Raw genomic sequence first — 17,037 nt, forward strand, 5'->3', positions numbered from 1 at the left:
CGAATGCTCGCCTGCGGACGCTCGAAATCCATTCGTTGCGAGGCACCGACGGCAGCAACGAAATAAGTAACGCATCAAAGACCGAATGATGACCCGTCGCTGAGCGGTGCACCAACGCCCACCCGGATTGGTTCCGAGCCATGTTCAGCCCTTCGGTAACCGCGGGTATCATCAACGCGCACCAACTCGCGGGTTACCGATCGCACAATGTCTATCTGCGGGGATCCTCGCATGTCCCCTTACCGCCTCATGCAATCGCCGACGCCATGGACGCACTGTTCGAGAGCATATCGGAGGAATCCGATGTGCGCGTGAAGGCAATCCTCGCCCCGTTCCTATTCACCTATATCCACCCATTCCCGGACGGGAACGGACGCACAGCGCGCTTTATTATGAATGCGCTTCTTGCCGAGAGCGGAGCGCCGTGGACCATCATACCTGTCGTGCGCCGTGACGAGTACATGAACGCCCTGGAAGAGGCGAGCCAGTACGAAAACATCGTGCCTCTCACGAACTTTGTCTCCGAGCTGGTTAAAGCGCCAGCACCGTCCACGCAAGCCACTGCTGGCCGGAAAGACAACTAGAGCAAGGGCAAACCCCGACTGCGTTTTGCCATTGGCCTCAAGGCCGGCAATGACATCGAACTAAGACCCAACCCGCACGCCTTTCATTTCGTCACAAGCTCGTCAGGTGCGACACTCAGTCCCTCCGCGATCTAACCAAGGTCGGTGAGGGTCGCATACTTTTGGGCGCGCTCGATTGAACCGATGTGGCGCGTACTGCTAGTGGCCGTCCAACCACGCAACCTCATCGGCGCCTAGACTGATGTCGAGCGCGGAAAGGCTATCGTCCAGTTCGGCCACCGTTCTCGGCCCTATGAGCGGTACGACCGGGAAGGGCTGGGCCAGCACATAGGCGAGCGCGATGTGGATGGGCTTCCGGTTCAGGCGCCCCGCCAGTTCAATGGCGCGATCGCGACGGATGAAGTTGCGCTCGCTGTACCAGCAACGCACCAACTCCTCGTTGTCGTGCCTGTCGCGGCCGGCACGATCTGTGAAGAAGCCGCGACCCTGACTGGACCAGGCGAAATTGGGTATCTGCATTTCGTTGAGCCAGTGCTTCCAGTCGCCATCGGAGGCAGCGACGCAGCCTGCCCAGATCGGATCCTGCATTTCGGCCAGCGAGAAGTTGTTGGAAAGCGCTCCGGGCACAGTCTTGCCGTTTGCCTGTGCATACGCGACCGCCTCCACCATTCGGGCTTGCGTCCAGTTCGATCCGCCGAAAACACCACGGATGCGCCCGGCGCGAACTTCTGCGTCCATCGCGTCGACGAACTCGCCGACCGGCACCTGTTCGTCGTCGCGGTGCATGAAATAGACATCGACATAATCGGTCTTAAGCCGATCAAGCGACTGCGAGAGCTGCTTGCCGATTTGATCGGGATAGACGAGGGGCGAGTGCGCGCCCTTGCCGATCAGTACGACCTCCTCGCGCGGCACGGCACGGCTCGTCCACCAGTCGCCAAAGATCGTTTCGGTGAGCCCGCGGTTGTAGATCCAGGCTGTATCCAAAACGTTGCCGCCCGCCTCGTAGAACGCGTCGAGCGTCAGCGAGGCGGCGGCGAAGTTGGGGAAAAATTCGAAGCCGAGCGCCACCGCCGACATCGGCTTTGCGATTCCAGGAATTTTCCGGTGCGGCAGCGTATTGCCGGCACGGACGATCTCGCCGCGAATGTTCAAGCGGCGTTGGGCCGCCTTTTCGATTCCATATTCCAGACCGAGGGCGCCACGCCACTGGTCCATAACCCGCAGATTGCCGATGGAATCCTCCCAGGTCATGCCGGGCGCTGCAAATTCCTGTCGGCCTTCGCGTATCGCTTCTCTCGCGGCGTCCACCTCGAAGGAATAGAGCCAGCCCTTTTCATCAATCTCCACAGTCTCGCGGTTGCCGTCGTTGTGGGTGATGTCGATCTTTCCGATACCGCCGGTGTGACCCGACGCGAACCAGAATTCAGGAACCTCGATGCAGCCCTTTGCGCCAAAGATGCGCAACATGTTATCCTGCTTCGCACGAATGGAGCACGAAACCTCGGCGACGGTGCCGTTTGGAAATTTAAGCAAAGCGGATGCCCATTCATCGACGTTGGTTTCGCCGAGTTGGCCCATGCCGAGAACCTGCAGCGGTTCAAGGAAAGGCTTGCCATCCGCCGCACCGGCGATGAGCCGCGCCATGGAAACCGGATAACCACCAACGTCGAGGATACCACCACCGGCAAGTTCGTTGGAAAACAGCCGGTGCTCAGGTTTTACCGCACCCATGTCGAAGCCGAAACTTGATTTGATCGCCCGAACAGCGCCGATCGTGCCGCTGCGAACCAGATCGGCGATCTTCAGGGTTTGCGGATGCAGGCGGTACATATAGGCCTCACCGGCAAACACGCCGGCCTTGCTGGCCTCGTGGTAAATTGTCTCTGCTTCATAGGCCGACAAGGCGATCGGCTTTTCGACCAGCACATGCTTGCCGGCACGGACGGCCTTGATCGCCCATTCCGCATGACCGGTGTGAGGGGTGGCGATGTAAACCGCGTCAACCTGCGGATCGACAAGCAAGGCCTCGTAACCGTGCAGAATACGCGCATTGGGGAAATCGTCCGAAAGGCCGGGCTTTTCCGGGTTGCGCGTCGCAATCGCCGTCAATACACCGGTCCGGGAATGGGCAATGCCATCGGCAAAGGTTTTGGCGATGGTGCCCGGACCAATGATCCCCCAGCGTATCCGTTGTGTATCGCTCATGGCGGTGCCCTCTAATGTCCTTATCGGATGCGATTTCCGGTGCTGTCGAAGAGGAAGGATTTTTCCGCCGAAAGGCCAACAGTCAGCGTGTTCCTGGAGCTTGCCCCGCGGAACCCTTCATACTCGACGATGATCCGCTCCTCGGCGGAGACATGGGCGTAGACGTAGCTGGTATTGCCAAGATGTTCGGCAACGTCGATCTCAAGCGTCAGGTCGGCATCGCCCGTGCCTGCGTCAAGGAAATGCTCAGGCCGGACGCCTAAGGTCACGGCGTCGCCCGCTTTTACGGCCTCAGTGCCTACAGCGAGGTTCAGTTTGACGCCCGGCTGATTGGCGAGCGCCACGGTCACGTATCCGGCGTCGGCGGCAATGACGCGGCCTTTGAGGAAATTCATACGCGGCGAGCCAATGAAACCGGCGACAAAGGTATTGGCCGGGTCGTCGTAGAGGTCGAGCGGCGCGCCAACCTGCTCGACCTCGCCGGCACGCAACACGACAATCTTGTCGGCAAGCGTCATCGCTTCCACCTGGTCGTGTGTCACGTAGATGACAGTCGATTTCAGCGCCTTGTGCAGCTTGGCGATTTCAACGCGCATATGCACCCGCAATTCGGCGTCGAGGTTGGAGAGTGGCTCGTCGAAGAGGAAGACGTCCGGGTTTCGCACGATGGCGCGGCCGATGGCGACACGCTGGCGCTGGCCACCCGACAGCGCCTTCGGCTTCCGTTCCATCAGCGGACCCAGCTCAAGGATGCGGGCGGCATCGTTGACGCGCCGGGCGATCTCCTCTTTGGCCATGCCGGCGAATTTCAGGGCAAAACCCATGTTCTCGCGCACCGTCATATGCGGGTAGAGCGCATAGGATTGGAAAACCATGGCGATGCCGCGCTTGGACGGATCGACATCGTTCATCCGTGTCCCGCCGATGGTGAGTTCGCCGGACGTAATGTCTTCCAGGCCGGCGATCATCCGCAGGAGTGTCGATTTCCCGCAACCGGACGGCCCGACGAAGACAACGAACTCGCCGGTCTTGATCGAGAGGTCCACACCCTTGATGATCTCCAGGGCGCCGAAGTTTTTACGTATGTCGGTCAGGCGAACATCGGCCATTTGAGGTTCTCAATTGATCGTGAAGGTGATGGTCTGGGTGTCGAAGCGGCGGCTCTTGACCGTGAGGTTGAGCACACCCGGTTCGTCGCCGGCCTCGACCCAAAACCCCGTGGCGCCGCCTTTTAGCGTGTGGTCTATAGGGCCGATGATGCGGCCGGGGCCTTCAAGCGCTAGGGACACCGGTTCCTCGAAGAACGGCAGCAGGTTGCCGCACTGATCAAGCGCGCGAACGACGACACGAACGGCATCCTTCTCGCCACTGCGCAACGCCGTCTCGTCGGGTGTGACCTCCAGTGTGGTCGGTACCGGATCGGCGGGCATGGTGATCGTCTTCACGGCCTTCCCATCGACAAACCCTGTCAGTGTGCCTTCGCGCCAGACGCGGCCCCAGGTGCCGAATTCCTCTGGCGTCACGTGGCGCAGATCGAGCACCACGGGTGGATGCAGCAGGTGCGGATAGTTTTCCGCGTCGGGATAGATGCGTTTGGCCGGCCACTCGCCGAATTTCACATCGATATAGTCGCAGTTCGTCAGGATGATCAGGGGCAGAACGCCACCGATATTGCGCTCGCCGCGCGCCCAGAACGTCACCGGCTGCAGCACGACATTGTCCTTCGGATTGCCCTGCGAGGAATAGGCGTATGCAGCGAGTTTCGGGATGCGATACATGTCAAGCACACCGTGATAGCAGATGCGGTCGCCGGAGCCGAAGTCCTTGTGGGTGTTGTAGTCGAACATGCACCAACCGGTGGAGCCGGAGATATTCGTGTCACCGGCCACGGCATTGAGGATCAGCAGGTGACGGGTGACATGTTCGGCCTGGCGCTGTTCCTGGTCGAAGCGTTTTGTCGGATACATGTGGCCGTTATACTCGGTGATCATGTAAGGTATCGGCTTGGTGATGCCGGTCGTCTCCACCCGGTCGCGCAACACGACGCGGCCGCGATTGTTGCCCGGCATTTCCTCTTGGCCGAGAATGAAGTCATTCATCGTGTAGACGTCTTCCAGCATCTCCGAATTGGTGATGAAGCGCACTCCGCCGGTCTGGCGTGTCGGGTCGAGTTCGCGCGCCAGCCGGTTCGTCTCCGCGTAGAAGGCCTGGTTGTCCTGGCTTTCATTGATGCGAACGCCCCAGATGATGATCGAGGGATGATTCCAGTCGCGCTCGATCATGCGGCGGACATTTTCGATCGATTCCTGCTGCCAAGCTTCGCCGCCGATATGCTGCCAGCCGGGAATCTCCTCGAAGCAAAGCAGGCCGATCTCGTCGCAGCGGTCGAGGAACCACTTTGATTGCGGATAGTGCGAGGTGCGCACGATGCTGCACGCGAGTTCATATTTCAGGATATCGGCATCTTTTTCCTGCGCCCGGCGGCCCATCGCATAGCCCGCGTGTGGCCAGGCCTGGTGACGATTGAGGCCACGCAGTTTCAGGGGCTTGCCGTTGAGGAGGAAACCATCCGGCGTGAATTGAGCGGTGCGGAAGCCAAAGCGATGGGTCAGGACGTCTTCGCCATGTTCTGTTTCAAGCTTGAGCGACAGGGCATAGAGGGTGGGGTTGTCGAGATCCCACAGATCGATGCCGGACAGATCCGAGAAGGTCAGGAAGACTTCATTGCCGCTCACAGCAACTGTCGCGGAAGCGACTTCGCCACCGCCCGGCCGTCGGATTTTTGCGGCAAGCGTGCCGGAAAGGCTGAGACCTTGCGGGTTGGTGAGGAAGACGCGCGCCGTCACTGTCTTTACTTCGGCAAGGGCATCCGGCGTTTCGATCTTGACGTTGGCGATCGAGACCGGGCTTGCGATCTTCAGCCAGACATCGCGGTAGATGCCGGCATAGCAGAGGTAGTCGATCTGGCCGCCGAACGGCGGGATTTCGGGGTTTTCCGAACCGTCGATCTTCACGGTAACAAGATTTTCGCCACGCTTCAGATGCGGCGTTAGGCGAGCCTCGAATGGCGTGTAGCCATCCTTGTGGGCGATGATCTCTTTGCCGTTGAGATAGACGACGCTGTCTGCCATCGCCGCATCGAAGACGAGCGATACTTCGCGGTCCTCGAATTCCGGCCGCCACTCAAAGCGCTTCTGATAGGTGAAGGGCTTCTGGTATGCGGTCTCGTCGAAATAATTGTAGGGCAGTTCCACGGCGCTGTGGGGTAGGCGTACCGTTTCGCCCGGTTGAAGGCTGTTAACGCTGGCCTGATCGAAACCATGGCTGAAAATCCAGTTTCCGTTGAAACCTTCGGTAATGCGCATTGACGAAATTTCCTATTTCACTGAGCCCAGCATGCCTTGGACGAACTGGCGCTGCATGACGAAGAAGACGAGGAGGGTGGGCAGCGTGGCGAGGATCGTACCGATCATGACCACGCCGTAATCGGGGTAGTAGGCCGAGGCGAGCGAGGAGACGACGAGTGTAATCGTCTTGGTGTCATTCGATTGAAGGACGATGAGCGGCCAGAGATAGTTGTTCCAGTTGACCATGAAGACGATCACGAAGGCGGCCGCATAGGTTGAGCGCATCACCGGAACATAGATGTAGAGGAAAATCTGCCATTCCTTGAGGCCGTCTACCTTGGCAGCATCCCGCAGCTCCGTCGGAAATGCTTTGGTCGACTGGCGGAAGTAGAAGATGATGAAGGCAGAGGCGATCGTCGGCAGCAGGATGGCGACATGCGTGTTGATCAGTCCCGTTTTTGCCATCATCATGAACAGCGGGATCATCAGCGCGGCAAACGGGACCATCAGCGTCAAGAGCACCAGCGAATAGATCCGGTCGCGTGCCTTCGATTTGAACATCTCGAAGCCATAACCTGCGAGCGACGAAACGAGGATCGTCAGCAGTGTCGCCAGCACGGCGACTTTCGCCGAGTTCCAGAAAACCAGTGGCACATCGACCAGCGTGAAGAAATTCGTGACATTGGTGCGAAAGGCCTCTCCGAAGCTCATCTGGCCGCTGATAATGTCGATCGAGGTGTTCGTCGAACTGATCACCATCCAGAAAAAGGGAAACAGCGACAAGAAAGCTGCAACGCCGAGGAAAGCGTATTGCGACGCAGTTGTCAGGATGCGCGAGACGTTCATGAGCGGTCCCTCGCGGCATAGAACTGCAGGAAGGACAAGAGAGCCACCATGAGCACGATCACGTAGGAGATCGTGGCCGCATAGCCGAAACTCGGCATGAAGCGGAAGGTAAGGTTATAGATGTAAAGCGATAGGGTGATGGTCGCGTTTGCCGGGCCGCCGCGTCCCTCGGTGAGGTTGTAGACTTCGTCGAAAAGTTGAATCGTGCCGATCGTCGAGATGATCGTGGTGAAGAGGATCACCGGCTTCAACATGGGCACCGTTATGTAGAGGAACCGCGCCCATGCCGGTACGCCGTCAATCCGCGCCGCCTCATAGATCGACTTGTCGATGTTCTGGAGCGCGGCCAGATAGAAGATCATGTTGTAGCCGGTCCAGCGCCAGGTGATGGCAAGGATCACCAGAACCTTGGCCCAGAAGGGCTCTGTCAGCCACCCGATGGGCGTGTCGATGAAGCCAATGGCGAACAAGGCCTGGTTCACCACGCCGTCGACGGAAAACATACTCTTGAACAGAACCGAATAGGCGACCAGAGACGCGACGCAGGGCAGGAAAATCGCCGTGCGGAAAAAACCAATAAATTTCAACCGGTCATTGTTGAGCACGGAGGCAAGCAGCAGCGCCAGCACGATCATGATCGGGACCTGCATTACGAAGAAGGTGACGGTATTTTTCAGCGCCTGGAGGAAAACCGGATCGTTCCACAGCCGGACCACGTTTCCGAAGCCGGCAAACTTCATCATCATGCCCTTGCCGGAGAAAAACGACAGATAGAGCGAACGCAAAATTGGATAGACAAGGAACACTGCGATCAGAAGGAGCGAAGGGGCGATGAACAGCCAGCCATTCAGATCATAATAGCGTTTCAACCCGCCTGTTTTGCCGGTAGCCATGGGACGACCTTCGTTGCCAAGGAACAAGGACCGGAATGCCACGCCAAGGGGTCGCGCGACATTCCGGGAAAAGACGGGCGGTCGCAGCCCGCCGGGGAGGATTTTTACTGAATCTGGCCCTGCGCCTGGCTGTCGATTGCCTTAAGCACATCGTCAACCGGAGTACCCTGTCCGAGGGAGGGCAAATGTGCCGTCACGGCCGTGTCCACCTCGTTGGTGAAGACGCCATAGTTGACGGAGGGGACTTTCACCAGCCAGTCGGAAAAATTCTGCCAGACCTTTTCGCCGCCGAAGAAGGGATCGGCTTCCGAGTAGGCCTTGCCGGTGCGCGCGGCGAGCAGCGAACCGACGGCGCCCCGCTCGGCCAGAATCTTCTGATAAAAATCGACGTCCTTGGCGTAGACTTCATTCAAAAAGTCGATCGCCTCGTCTTTTTCTGCGGAATTCGCAGTAACGTACCAGCTCGACCCACCGAGGTTCGAAGCATTCGAAGCGCCCTCGACATTGAGTTTGGGTATCGGCGCTACGCTCCACTTGCCGGACTGGTCAGCCTGCGCTTTGACGGTGCCGGTGATCCAGACGCCCGTCGTTACGGTCGCAACATCGCCCGTGGTGAAGGTTCCGACCCACTCGGTCCAGCCCGCAGCCGGCTTGTAAATGCCCGCTTGCAGGATCTTCTGTTCAGTTTCAAGCGCTGCCTTCAGCGCCGGATTGCCCTCGATGGACAGCTTGCCGTCCTTGTCGAAATACCAGCCGCCGGCGGACTGCATCAGAATGCGGATGAAGCCAGCGTCATTGACATCCAGGCCAAGCATTTTCTTGCCGGTCTTGGCCTCCACCTGCTTGCCGATCTCTATGAAGCGATCCCAGGTGAGGTTTTGCATATCCTCGGGCTTGAAGCCGGCCTGTTCGATATAGTCTTTACGGTAGTAGAGGCCAGTAACCCCGGAATCGAACGGCATGCCGTAGACTGCCCCATCGACCGTCATCAGTTGGACCTTGTAGGGAGCGAACCCGGAAAAATCGATCTTGCTGGAAAGCTCGGCGAAAGCGCCGGGGAAAGACTGGAGATATTTCTGCGCGCCGTAATCCTCGATCAGGACAATATCCGGTAGCGCGTCCGTCGTGCCGGAAGCAAGTGCGGTCTGTAGCTTCTGCTCGACGTCGGCCTTGGCGAAATCGACGATGTTAAACGTGGTGCCGGAATGCTGTGCCGTGTAACGCGCGGCAGCTTCCTTCATGATGGCGACGTTGAAGTTCGGGTCCCAGCACCAGATGGTGACTTCGCCTGCAAAAGCAGCCGTGGATGCAAAGAGGCTTGCGCCGGCAAGGGCACCGGCCAAAAAGCGCGACAGAATCGTCCTGTGATACATCGTTTCCTCCCAAGAAACTCTAATGGGGCAGGGTCTCCTCTCCTGCACCTCTGCAAAATTTACTCAATTTTCGAAAACAAGCAAGGAAAATTTAGTAAATATTTATCGCATAACGAAGGCTGGAAGAAAGCGTCAGGATTCCAGAGGTTTGCGGCAGCTGCCGCGCCAGATCAGTTCCGTGGCAATGCGGACCTGCTTGCCGTAACTACGGCCCGAGAGCCGCTCCAGCAGCAGATCGACCGCCGTCTCGCCGATATGCTCTCCATGGATGCGCACGGTAGTGAGGGGTGGCGTCAGGAACTGAGCGACCGGGATGTCATTGTATGAGATGACAGCGATGTCGTTCGGGATAGACAGGCCGGCCTCCTGAATGGCGCGATAGGCACCGATCGCCATATTGTCGTTCGAGGTTACGATGACGTCTGGCCGCTGGGCCAGAGCCAGAAGCTCTCGCGCCAGGCGGTAGCCAGTTTCAAGCCGCAGGCTTTGACCGCCCGAGCAGTCGGCAAGCGCCAGCAAAGCCGGATCGAATGTATTGTTTTTCTTTTGCCAGTCAATATAGGCGGCGCAGCGCCTTTCGGCGAAGTGCTGGACGCTGCCGTTCAAGCTTTCGTGGCTGCCGATGAAGCCGATGCGGCTGTAGCGGCTGGATTTCAGGGAATCCAGGATCTTCAGCGTGGCAAGACCCATGTCGGAAAAGACGCTGTCGATCCAATCGCTCCTGGGATCGAAATCGGCAAAGACGACATGCCGCGCATGCTCGGACAACCAGGTGATCTCTTTGTCGGAATGTTTGCCGATGACGATGACGCCGGAGGCGCTTTCGAGCAGTCCCGCTTCCGGCAGCGCGTCGGAGTGGAAGACTTTGACAATCTCCGTTTTGAGGTCGCGGCAGCGGGTTTCGATGCCGAGCCGGACGCCGACATAGTAGGGATCGGCGATCTCGTCCGACGGTTCTAGGAAATGCACAATGACGAGTTTGGTCAATGGGCTGGGTGCCGTTGCACCATTGGCCTTGTTGCGGTTGCGCGGCGTCTCGTAATTCAATGCCTCTGCGGTCTCGATAATGGCCTGTCGCTTCGTGGGAGAGATCGACAGTACGGGGTCGTAATTCAGCACCCGCGAAACTGTCGCCGAAGACACGCCGACTGCCTTGGCGATTTCCTTGATCGTTACCATTCCGTCATTCCATTTTTTTCAAGCGTCACACTCTGCCATATTCACAAAATTTCCGAAATGGTTTTCAGTAAATGTTTACTCGGCAAGGTAGGTTGCTTCTGTGATCGGCGGTGTTTGGCCTAATCCCTGGTGGGTTGGTGGCACAGGCAGCCGTGAAATTTCATCAGGTATCCATATATCTGTCGGCGACGGAACCGATGCTGTGGCATCGTGCAGCGTCTCCGGAGAGGCGTTTTCGGGGCTCTGCTCGATGATTGTGGTGGTTTCCCAGTTTGCGACAAAGCGTTTGATACATTATCGGTCGTTTTGAAGTGGCGAGGGGGCGTGCTGTTTTACGCCGATTCTCTGATTGAAGTGCAATCAAAGGAAACGTCGGACCTGCGCTGGTCGGTCGCCCAACAAGGGAGCGAACTTTTGCCGGGCGGCGGACCTCGTCAAAACTGCCGGAATTACCAACCAGGAGGATGTGCGTGCGGTTGCCATCCCGCGAGTCTCCGTGACCGGCTACATGCTCGACGGAGTAATCATTGGGGCAATGCGCACCCGGGAATTGCGCAATAGCATGTTCATTTCGACCGTCATCTTCCTCGTCACGGCATTTCTATTGCAGCAAATCTTGGGCAGTCACGGGTTGTGGATCGCGATGATGGTCCTTATGGTTGTTCGTGCCGTGACCTTGGCGATGAATGTAGGGCGCATAATTGTGAAATTATAAACGGATTGGCGCTTTGAGCCCGCTGGCACGCCGCTCGATGGCCCCGACATTGTACTCGCGCGAACTGCAGGACCTCGGTATCAATCGCGCCGACATCGACAGCGTTGCCCGCTGATGACGCGGCGTTTCTGTGTCTCTTGCCTCCTGCCAGGCGCTGTGCTGGAGACGTCTTGCTTCAAGATGAGACCTTACAGGTTTCGCATGGCTTGGCTGCGGCCAGGCCTATTGATGGCAGCGGGAACGCGTATCCGTTCGAAGCGATACACCTCCTCCCACGACGGGCTTTCTCGTTTTCAGGCACGGTGTGAGAACCCGTCTACCAAAGGTCAATGTGCGTGCGACCTTTGGTCGTCGGATCCAGAAAGAGCGCCGGGCGGGTCGCCAACGACGTGCGAAATCAATAGTAGGATGAGATGCACGCCCGTCGCGGACCGTGGAAGGGCTGGAACGTATTGTCGTAAGCCCTGTAGGACCGGTAGCGCGCATAGCACCAGCGTGTGTGCGTGTTGCCGCCGTAATAGACTTGCCGGTAATTGCGTGGCGCATAGTAGCGCGGACGATAATAGGTCGGGCCGTAGTAGCCCTCATCATAGTAGCTTGGGCCATAATACCTCGGCTGCGCCAGTAATCCGCCGATAATTGCGCCGGTCGCGAGTCCGCCAAGTGCCCATGCCCAATCGTCGTCACCGTTGTGTCTATACCCACGGTAGCCGCGGTAGCCGCCCCGGTATCCGCCCCGGTATCCACGGTCGTAACCGCCGCGGTAACGCCTATACTGGACCGGCTGCGCCTCTGCGACGTCGATCTTGGGCACGGCAACGGTGGGAAACGCCATGGCCGGCGGAACGCTCGTCAGCACCGTTACCAGCGACAAAGCAAAGATTGCGAACCTTTTCATTGGCTTCACCTTCCTCCGCGGGGCCTGCGTCGAACCAGGCGCGCAAGGACGCTGCAGCCCCTTAAATGCGCGGCTTAATCTTACCTTAAAATCGATGTCGACGCGAGAAATTATGCATAAGCAGGAGAGTTTTTGCTTCAAATACGAACAACTCGCGTGTCGCATCGTCCTGCGCGAAAGCCTGTTAATCGCGAACATCCGTGCGAACGGCCGTATTCGATGGCCCATTTATAATTTCCCCGATCTCTCGCCCCGTCTCGAAAGGGAAACGCGAACAGCCTCGATTGGAGCGCGCTTCATTCCGCCGCTGGATAATCCGGGAATGAAGGCCAGCTGAAACGTACCAACGACCTCACTTCATCCTCGACGACGCACAAAAATTGATTGGGGTTCTCGTCTATCTCCGAAAATGCTTCGCGGTATCAGACCGCGTCCTCCGGCCGGATGGTTTCCGGAGATGCACCTAAAACGTCATCTGCAAGCAAGCCTGCTTTCGTTACCAGATCGGCCGCGACGCCTTGCGAAAGGTCAGTTGTTTCAAATTCGAAGTCCTCCGTTTCAGCGAGCGAGGGCTCAAGGCGAGCGCGAGCCAATACCCGCTTCGGTATTTAGACGACTACGGCAACGACAGGGCCGCACCACAAAGGGATTTAACAACGCCCATTGCCCCCACCAGCAGCCATTTGACGAGCGTTTCCTACAAATGCGACGGTCGTTAACGACAAGCCGATCTCAAACTGCCTCGGCGTTTCCCGTAATGTACGAACAAAAGATATCGGCAAACGCTTGCCGGACTTCACGTTTTGAAATGAACGGTCATCGAAAATGAGTTCCCATTCTGTGAAAGAACGGTCATGTCTTTGTCAAAGCGTGTCAGAGCCACTGCTCGACGAACGAACCAAAGAGCCGACAGCATGGAAAAACCGATTGGATTGAATCGTCTGTCCGAAAACAACGTCTTCCGTAAAGGCGATGTTTTCGTCCTCTTCGGCGAACTGTTCGGTCGCGGATACGCCACTGGCCTGCTCGAAGAGGCCAGACGGGCTGGAATGGAGATCGTCGGGATCACCGTCGGGCGGCGCGACGAAAACAACGCGCTTCGGCCACTTGACGCCGACGAACTCTCCTCGGCCGAAGCACGGCTTGGTGGCAAGATCATCAATATACCTCTCATGGCTGGCTTCGATCTTGATGCGCCCGCAGACAGCCCGACTCCCACCGACCTCTTGGCGAAGATGACGCTTGAGAGTTGGGAACACGACAAACTCGACTGGGACTACGTCGAGCAGTGCCGAGACATTGCCACTGCGCGTTTTACACAGTCACTGGCAAAGGTCATGGCCGTTCTTGATGGAATGATCGCCGCGGGCCGCAATGTCTTCTTCGCCCACACAATGGCCGGGGGCATCCCGAAGGCAAAGGTATTTCTGGTCGTCGCCAATCGAATCTACAAGGGAGTGGGAACCCGCCACATGTCGTCGCAGGCGTTGATCGACAGCGATATGGGTAAACTCATCTTGCAGAATTTTGACGACGTATCCGCAAACACGTTTCGGCATCTCATCGACTTCAGCGCGGCGATCCGCGAGCGAGTAGAGGCTTCGGGCGGTCAGGTCCGGTATACTGCCTACGGTTACCACGGATCGGCAGTGCTGATTGACGGAAGCTATCGATGGCAGACCTACACCAACTACACTCAAGGTTATGCGAAGATGCGGCTGGAGCGCATTGCAGAAGAAGCCTGGGCGGCGGGTGTCAAGGCAACGGTCTACAATTGTCCCGAAATCCGGACCAATTCGTCCGACGTGTTTACCGGCATCGAGCTGCCCCTGATACCGCTGCTGCTTGCGTTGAAGAAAGAGAACGGTGGCCAATGGGCAGAGGAACAGTGGCAGGCGTGCGAGCAGCTTTTGGCAGACGGTCTGACGATGAAGGATGTGTTCCGTAAAATCACCGACATGCAGGCCAGCGAGGTCATGCGCCCGTTTTATGACTTCTCGGCATGGCCCATGGCAAACAGCCAGGCTCAGGCTGATCTGACAATCGGAACATCCAACGAGATCACCCAGATGCATCGGAACAGCAAGGAGATGATCAGCGACCTTCTGAGCGGTCTCGTCGTGGAGGCGACTGGGCAGCTTATTTTCGGGGAAACCTCAAACCCGTCCGGTCCCGTCCAGTGGCTCAACCACGATATCGTGGCGCGGCGGCTTAACGCTTCCCACCCGCAATCGAAGTCTCCGGCACCGTTGAGCGCACAAGAGGTGGAAACGTCGCACCTCGAGATGGCTTGATGGCTTGCCAAGCCTAGCTTGTAAGCTGGTGTCTATTATGCCGGAAGGAGACGACGGATTTGGCGGGATTGCGCTGGCCAATTGCGATCATGCTTCTCGGGAACAGGGGCGGTAACCCATATTCGCGATGTTGTAGCCGCCATCCACCATGATGCTCTGGCCTGTGACAAACGCAGCTTTCTCACTGCTCAGCCCAATGCGCACGAGCACAGAATGCGGGGCCAGCGTTGCGATCACCTCGGATGGGAACGTCCTGGTCGCCGGCGAGATCGCTTCGAGTGGATAATTCCCGAGTGATGAGCTGTCCGAGATTACGATACTTGTTGCCAGCATAACGCCCATAGCCAACGCGTGGCGCATTCCCTCACGTCTGTTCCCGTTGGCCAAGTTTTCGCCCTGTGCGCCGCGATCGGCTCATCCGGTAGCCTCAAGAATCATGTTGAGTGGAGTCTCGGCTGCCCGCCGCACACGAGTAAAACCACCTGACCGGATAACCTCAGCCAACCGCTTTTCTCCTGCTTGAGCGCCAAGCGCCAGTATTGTCCTCGAGGGTGTGCCCGCCATCGGCTCGACGACCATCCAAGTGCCGTCGTCCTTAGTGCTTTGCGGATTTGAACAGCCGCCGCCTCAGGGTCGCTATGTCGTGCAAGCAGTCGAAGCAGGTGATCAGGTCAATGTCGTGCCCATCGACGTGGTTCCTGCTCTCAAGCGGCACGAATCGTGCACCCGGAATTGCAGCGGCGAGTTTACAGCCTTGATCGAAAGGCACGCATCTCACCACGGCTAAGCGCAATCAACGTCGGGACGCGAAGCGTTGCAGCGAGACCCAGCACATCGATCCCCTGCATGTTCCAGAGTAATTGCGCGGCAACCCAACAGGAAGGCTCACGAAGCCGAGTATTTCACCGTCACGCCGCGCTGCCGAAAGTAGGCCTGCATGAGCTTTCTGCCAGAACGGTTGTTCTGCACGAGCCTAGCCGGGTCGAATAAGGCCTCTTTCAAACCCGCCCGCATCAACGCTGCCTTGAGGTTAGCGATGTGCACGTCGATGTCGGCGTTGTCCGCCTGGAGCGATTCATAAATGCGGTTTGTTGCATCTGCTACGGTCGGTTCGCTCACTCTTGCACTCCTGTTGTTGTTTGGCTGGCGCTTACCACATTTTTTGGCTTGACCCTATCGTGGTGAAAAATGCCGAAGTCAATGGGTGACGGGGGATTGAAATAGCAGATTGTCCAGGAGTTCACGTCCCGTGACGTAGGGGAACGGATTTTGTATGCTGCCGTTCACTGGGAAAAGCGTATCGTCCTTCTCGCGGCACTATCGCCAGGAACCAGTTCGTCAGTCCTTGGCCCGGCGTTGAGAGATGACCATACCGCCGATGATCACGACAATGCCGAGGCTCGCCAGCCAAAACGTCGATGTCGTCGATTTCAGAAGGTCGATTGCTACGCTGCCGGTCATCTGTCCTCCGATTATCAGCGGTATTCATGGCGCCGATCCGCGTGATCACCCAGCTTCCGGAGGCAACGAAGACAACACCGACGGGGCCTCCCAGATAGGCGTACCAGGGGCATCAAATGCGCCGGCGGGTATGAGCCCGCCGATGGCAAGCCCGATGATCGTCAGGAACCCAAAGCCGACAATGTGATTCCAGGATTTCGTTGCGCTCACCCTTGTTCTGAAGGGCAGCATGCTCATCATCCTTTCGAGTTCAAAATGACCGTGTTCTTACTTTCCGCCTGTCTGCCGGTATTCTTGTGGCCCTAAGCCGTCTGCTCAACGGGCGTCTAAGCTTTTCCACGTCACCGCTCATCGCCTCCTTTCTGCGCCGTCAACTGCCGGTTCGGCAAGCCGAACAGTCCCCATTTATCCGCAGAGAAGCTGAAGGCCAGCTGACCCGCAAGGCCAAGGGCCATCGTACCTGGAAGCCCGACCGGCGAATTCAGGGCAAGCGAAGACAATATGACGGTAGCAGCTCCTGATATGCCTCCAAGGTAAGCTCAGAAGGGGGGTGGGGTGCTCCTCTCGCTTTTCCCTGCAATCCGGTAAAAAAAGGCAAGAAGAACAAGCGCCGCAACTGTTCCGGTACCGTGCGCAATCCAGGATGACAAAAGTGGATTGCCAGCGCGAGCGAGCTCGCCATTCAAATGCACCATCAGGCTCAGCAGCCCACCGGACCAAACGCGATCACAAAGACAAGCGGATTGGCCTTTCGAAGTGGGCTTGAAGCGATTTGAGAACATCGCAGTACCGATATTGATAGTATCAAATCCGGAACGCAGGATGAATGCTAAAGGCTCGGCCTACCATGCTGCCAATTCTGAATTGGGTGGCGGTTTTGCGAATCCCTCTGTCACTTCATCCCCCAAGCGTATCCGACATCGACGATGTCGGCGACTTCAGCAATTTGTACCCTACGAAAGCCGCCCTCCCCCTAACATCTCGTATGCTCTGTGGCTGGCACGGCCCCCACGCAATCCGGCCTGTCAGTGCCGGGGCGTATGTTACAGTAGCAACATTGGCGTCCCACTATTTTTCGTTCACGACATTCACTCTAAAATCGGCACTGTAACTGAAATGTGGATGACACAATAAGTGAATTTCCGACGCCGGGACCCGTGACAGAATACCTGCGCGGCACCGTCATCAGGATCCTGGTCATTTTCGTGCACGGCGTGGGAATAAGCTGATCAATGTGCA

General features: G+C 57.6%; 14 protein-coding genes and 5 pseudogenes. 5 read left to right on the forward strand and 14 right to left on the reverse strand.

Going from position 1 to position 17,037, the window contains the following annotated elements:
- Positions 1-140: 140 nt before the first annotated feature.
- Positions 141-584 (forward strand): Fic family protein, encoded by a 444-nt coding sequence (locus ACP7E0_RS30670; protein WP_426130640.1) that lies wholly within the window; start codon positions 141-143, stop codon positions 582-584.
- A 198-nt stretch (positions 585-782) separates the two neighbouring features.
- Here the strand turns inward: ACP7E0_RS30670 and ACP7E0_RS30675 are convergent, their stop codons facing one another.
- The 7 genes from ACP7E0_RS30675 to ACP7E0_RS30705 form a co-directional block, all read right to left on the reverse strand.
- Positions 783-2,792: an aldo/keto reductase gene (locus ACP7E0_RS30675; RefSeq protein ID WP_426130642.1), complete on the reverse strand. Its 2,010-nt coding sequence runs from the start codon at positions 2,790-2,792 to the stop codon at positions 783-785.
- A 20-nt stretch (positions 2,793-2,812) separates the two neighbouring features.
- Complete coding sequence (locus ACP7E0_RS30680; RefSeq protein WP_426130644.1) at positions 2,813-3,901, reverse strand: ABC transporter ATP-binding protein; 1,089 nt, start codon at positions 3,899-3,901, stop codon at positions 2,813-2,815.
- Between the two features lie 9 nt (positions 3,902-3,910).
- The gene (locus ACP7E0_RS30685) at positions 3,911-6,157 is read right to left on the reverse strand and encodes a glycoside hydrolase family 2 protein (protein ID WP_426130645.1); all 2,247 of its coding nucleotides are present in this window, start codon (positions 6,155-6,157) and stop codon (positions 3,911-3,913) included.
- 12 nt (positions 6,158-6,169) lie between these two features.
- A complete protein-coding gene (locus tag ACP7E0_RS30690) occupies positions 6,170-6,985 on the reverse strand; it encodes a carbohydrate ABC transporter permease (RefSeq protein WP_426130647.1) in 816 nt (271 codons plus the stop codon).
- On the reverse strand, positions 6,982-7,878 hold the full coding sequence (locus ACP7E0_RS30695) for a carbohydrate ABC transporter permease (protein ID WP_426130649.1): 897 nt from the start codon (positions 7,876-7,878) through the stop codon (positions 6,982-6,984). The genes ACP7E0_RS30690 and ACP7E0_RS30695 overlap by 4 nt, the downstream gene beginning before the upstream one ends.
- A gap of 104 nt (positions 7,879-7,982) precedes the next feature.
- Positions 7,983-9,251 (reverse strand): ABC transporter substrate-binding protein, encoded by a 1,269-nt coding sequence (locus ACP7E0_RS30700; RefSeq protein ID WP_426130651.1) that lies wholly within the window; start codon positions 9,249-9,251, stop codon positions 7,983-7,985.
- Positions 9,252-9,383: 132 nt separating this feature from the next.
- Complete coding sequence (locus ACP7E0_RS30705; protein WP_426130653.1) at positions 9,384-10,430, reverse strand: LacI family DNA-binding transcriptional regulator; 1,047 nt, start codon at positions 10,428-10,430, stop codon at positions 9,384-9,386.
- A gap of 496 nt (positions 10,431-10,926) precedes the next feature.
- Here ACP7E0_RS30705 and ACP7E0_RS30710 point away from each other — a divergent pair, with 496 nt between their 5' ends.
- The gene (locus ACP7E0_RS30710; RefSeq protein WP_426130654.1) at positions 10,927-11,145 is read left to right on the forward strand and encodes a hypothetical protein; all 219 of its coding nucleotides are present in this window, start codon (positions 10,927-10,929) and stop codon (positions 11,143-11,145) included.
- Between the two features lie 397 nt (positions 11,146-11,542).
- Here ACP7E0_RS30710 and ACP7E0_RS30715 read toward each other — a convergent pair whose 3' ends face one another.
- A complete protein-coding gene (locus tag ACP7E0_RS30715) occupies positions 11,543-12,043 on the reverse strand; it encodes a BA14K family protein (protein WP_426130656.1) in 501 nt (166 codons plus the stop codon).
- Here ACP7E0_RS30715 and ACP7E0_RS30720 point away from each other — a divergent pair.
- Positions 11,979-12,380: a hypothetical protein gene (locus tag ACP7E0_RS30720; protein WP_426130757.1), complete on the forward strand. Its 402-nt coding sequence runs from the start codon at positions 11,979-11,981 to the stop codon at positions 12,378-12,380. The genes ACP7E0_RS30715 and ACP7E0_RS30720 overlap by 65 nt on opposite strands.
- Positions 12,381-12,957: 577 nt before the next feature.
- Entirely contained in the window at positions 12,958-14,337 is a 1,380-nt protein-coding gene (locus ACP7E0_RS30725) for an enoyl ACP reductase FabMG family protein (RefSeq protein ID WP_426130657.1), read from the forward strand.
- A 414-nt stretch (positions 14,338-14,751) separates the two neighbouring features.
- Here the strand turns inward: ACP7E0_RS30725 and ACP7E0_RS30730 are convergent.
- The 5 genes and pseudogenes from ACP7E0_RS30730 to ACP7E0_RS30750 form a co-directional block, all read right to left on the reverse strand.
- Positions 14,752-14,880 (reverse strand): annotated as a pseudogene (locus tag ACP7E0_RS30730) (SAM-dependent methyltransferase); the annotation flags it as partial.
- 15 nt (positions 14,881-14,895) lie between these two features.
- Positions 14,896-15,025, reverse strand: a pseudogene (locus ACP7E0_RS30735) (SAM-dependent methyltransferase); the annotation flags it as partial.
- Positions 15,026-15,209, reverse strand: a pseudogene (locus tag ACP7E0_RS30740) (alpha/beta fold hydrolase); the annotation flags it as partial.
- A gap of 13 nt (positions 15,210-15,222) precedes the next feature.
- Complete coding sequence (locus tag ACP7E0_RS30745; protein WP_426130659.1) at positions 15,223-15,456, reverse strand: hypothetical protein; 234 nt, start codon at positions 15,454-15,456, stop codon at positions 15,223-15,225.
- A 219-nt stretch (positions 15,457-15,675) separates the two neighbouring features.
- Complete coding sequence (locus ACP7E0_RS30750) at positions 15,676-15,798, reverse strand: hypothetical protein (protein WP_426130661.1); 123 nt, start codon at positions 15,796-15,798, stop codon at positions 15,676-15,678.
- Positions 15,799-16,053: 255 nt separating this feature from the next.
- Between ACP7E0_RS30750 and ACP7E0_RS30755 the strand changes: the two are divergent.
- Positions 16,054-16,160: pseudogene (locus ACP7E0_RS30755) on the forward strand (DMT family transporter); the annotation flags it as partial.
- 12 nt (positions 16,161-16,172) lie between these two features.
- Here ACP7E0_RS30755 and ACP7E0_RS30760 read toward each other — a convergent pair.
- Positions 16,173-16,570: pseudogene (locus ACP7E0_RS30760) on the reverse strand (DMT family transporter); the annotation flags it as partial.
- Positions 16,571-17,037: the final 467 nt, after the last annotated feature.

Origin of the sequence: Pararhizobium sp. PWRC1-1, from assembly GCF_049897905.1 — a bacterium.
Classification (GTDB): Bacteria; Pseudomonadota; Alphaproteobacteria; order Rhizobiales; family Rhizobiaceae; genus Pararhizobium.

What these genes read in the sequence shown, in the direction of transcription:
- ACP7E0_RS30715 (WP_426130656.1), bottom strand. Translation starts at nt 12,043, where the DNA reads ATGAAAAGGTTCGCAATCTTTGCTTTGTCGCTGGTAACGGTGCTGACG.
- ACP7E0_RS30725 (WP_426130657.1), top strand. Translation starts at nt 12,958, where the DNA reads ATGGAAAAACCGATTGGATTGAATCGTCTGTCCGAAAACAACGTCTTC.
- ACP7E0_RS30670 (WP_426130640.1), top strand. Translation starts at nt 141, where the DNA reads ATGTTCAGCCCTTCGGTAACCGCGGGTATCATCAACGCGCACCAACTC.
- ACP7E0_RS30750 (WP_426130661.1), bottom strand. Translation starts at nt 15,798, where the DNA reads ATGACCGGCAGCGTAGCAATCGACCTTCTGAAATCGACGACATCGACG.
- ACP7E0_RS30695 (WP_426130649.1), bottom strand. Translation starts at nt 7,878, where the DNA reads ATGGCTACCGGCAAAACAGGCGGGTTGAAACGCTATTATGATCTGAAT.
- ACP7E0_RS30700 (WP_426130651.1), bottom strand. Translation starts at nt 9,251, where the DNA reads ATGTATCACAGGACGATTCTGTCGCGCTTTTTGGCCGGTGCCCTTGCC.
- ACP7E0_RS30690 (WP_426130647.1), bottom strand. Translation starts at nt 6,985, where the DNA reads ATGAACGTCTCGCGCATCCTGACAACTGCGTCGCAATACGCTTTCCTC.
- ACP7E0_RS30675 (WP_426130642.1), bottom strand. Translation starts at nt 2,792, where the DNA reads ATGAGCGATACACAACGGATACGCTGGGGGATCATTGGTCCGGGCACC.
- ACP7E0_RS30680 (WP_426130644.1), bottom strand. Translation starts at nt 3,901, where the DNA reads ATGGCCGATGTTCGCCTGACCGACATACGTAAAAACTTCGGCGCCCTG.
- ACP7E0_RS30705 (WP_426130653.1), bottom strand. Translation starts at nt 10,430, where the DNA reads ATGGTAACGATCAAGGAAATCGCCAAGGCAGTCGGCGTGTCTTCGGCG.
- ACP7E0_RS30685 (WP_426130645.1), bottom strand. Translation starts at nt 6,157, where the DNA reads ATGCGCATTACCGAAGGTTTCAACGGAAACTGGATTTTCAGCCATGGT.
- ACP7E0_RS30720 (WP_426130757.1), top strand. Translation starts at nt 11,979, where the DNA reads ATGGCCGGCGGAACGCTCGTCAGCACCGTTACCAGCGACAAAGCAAAG.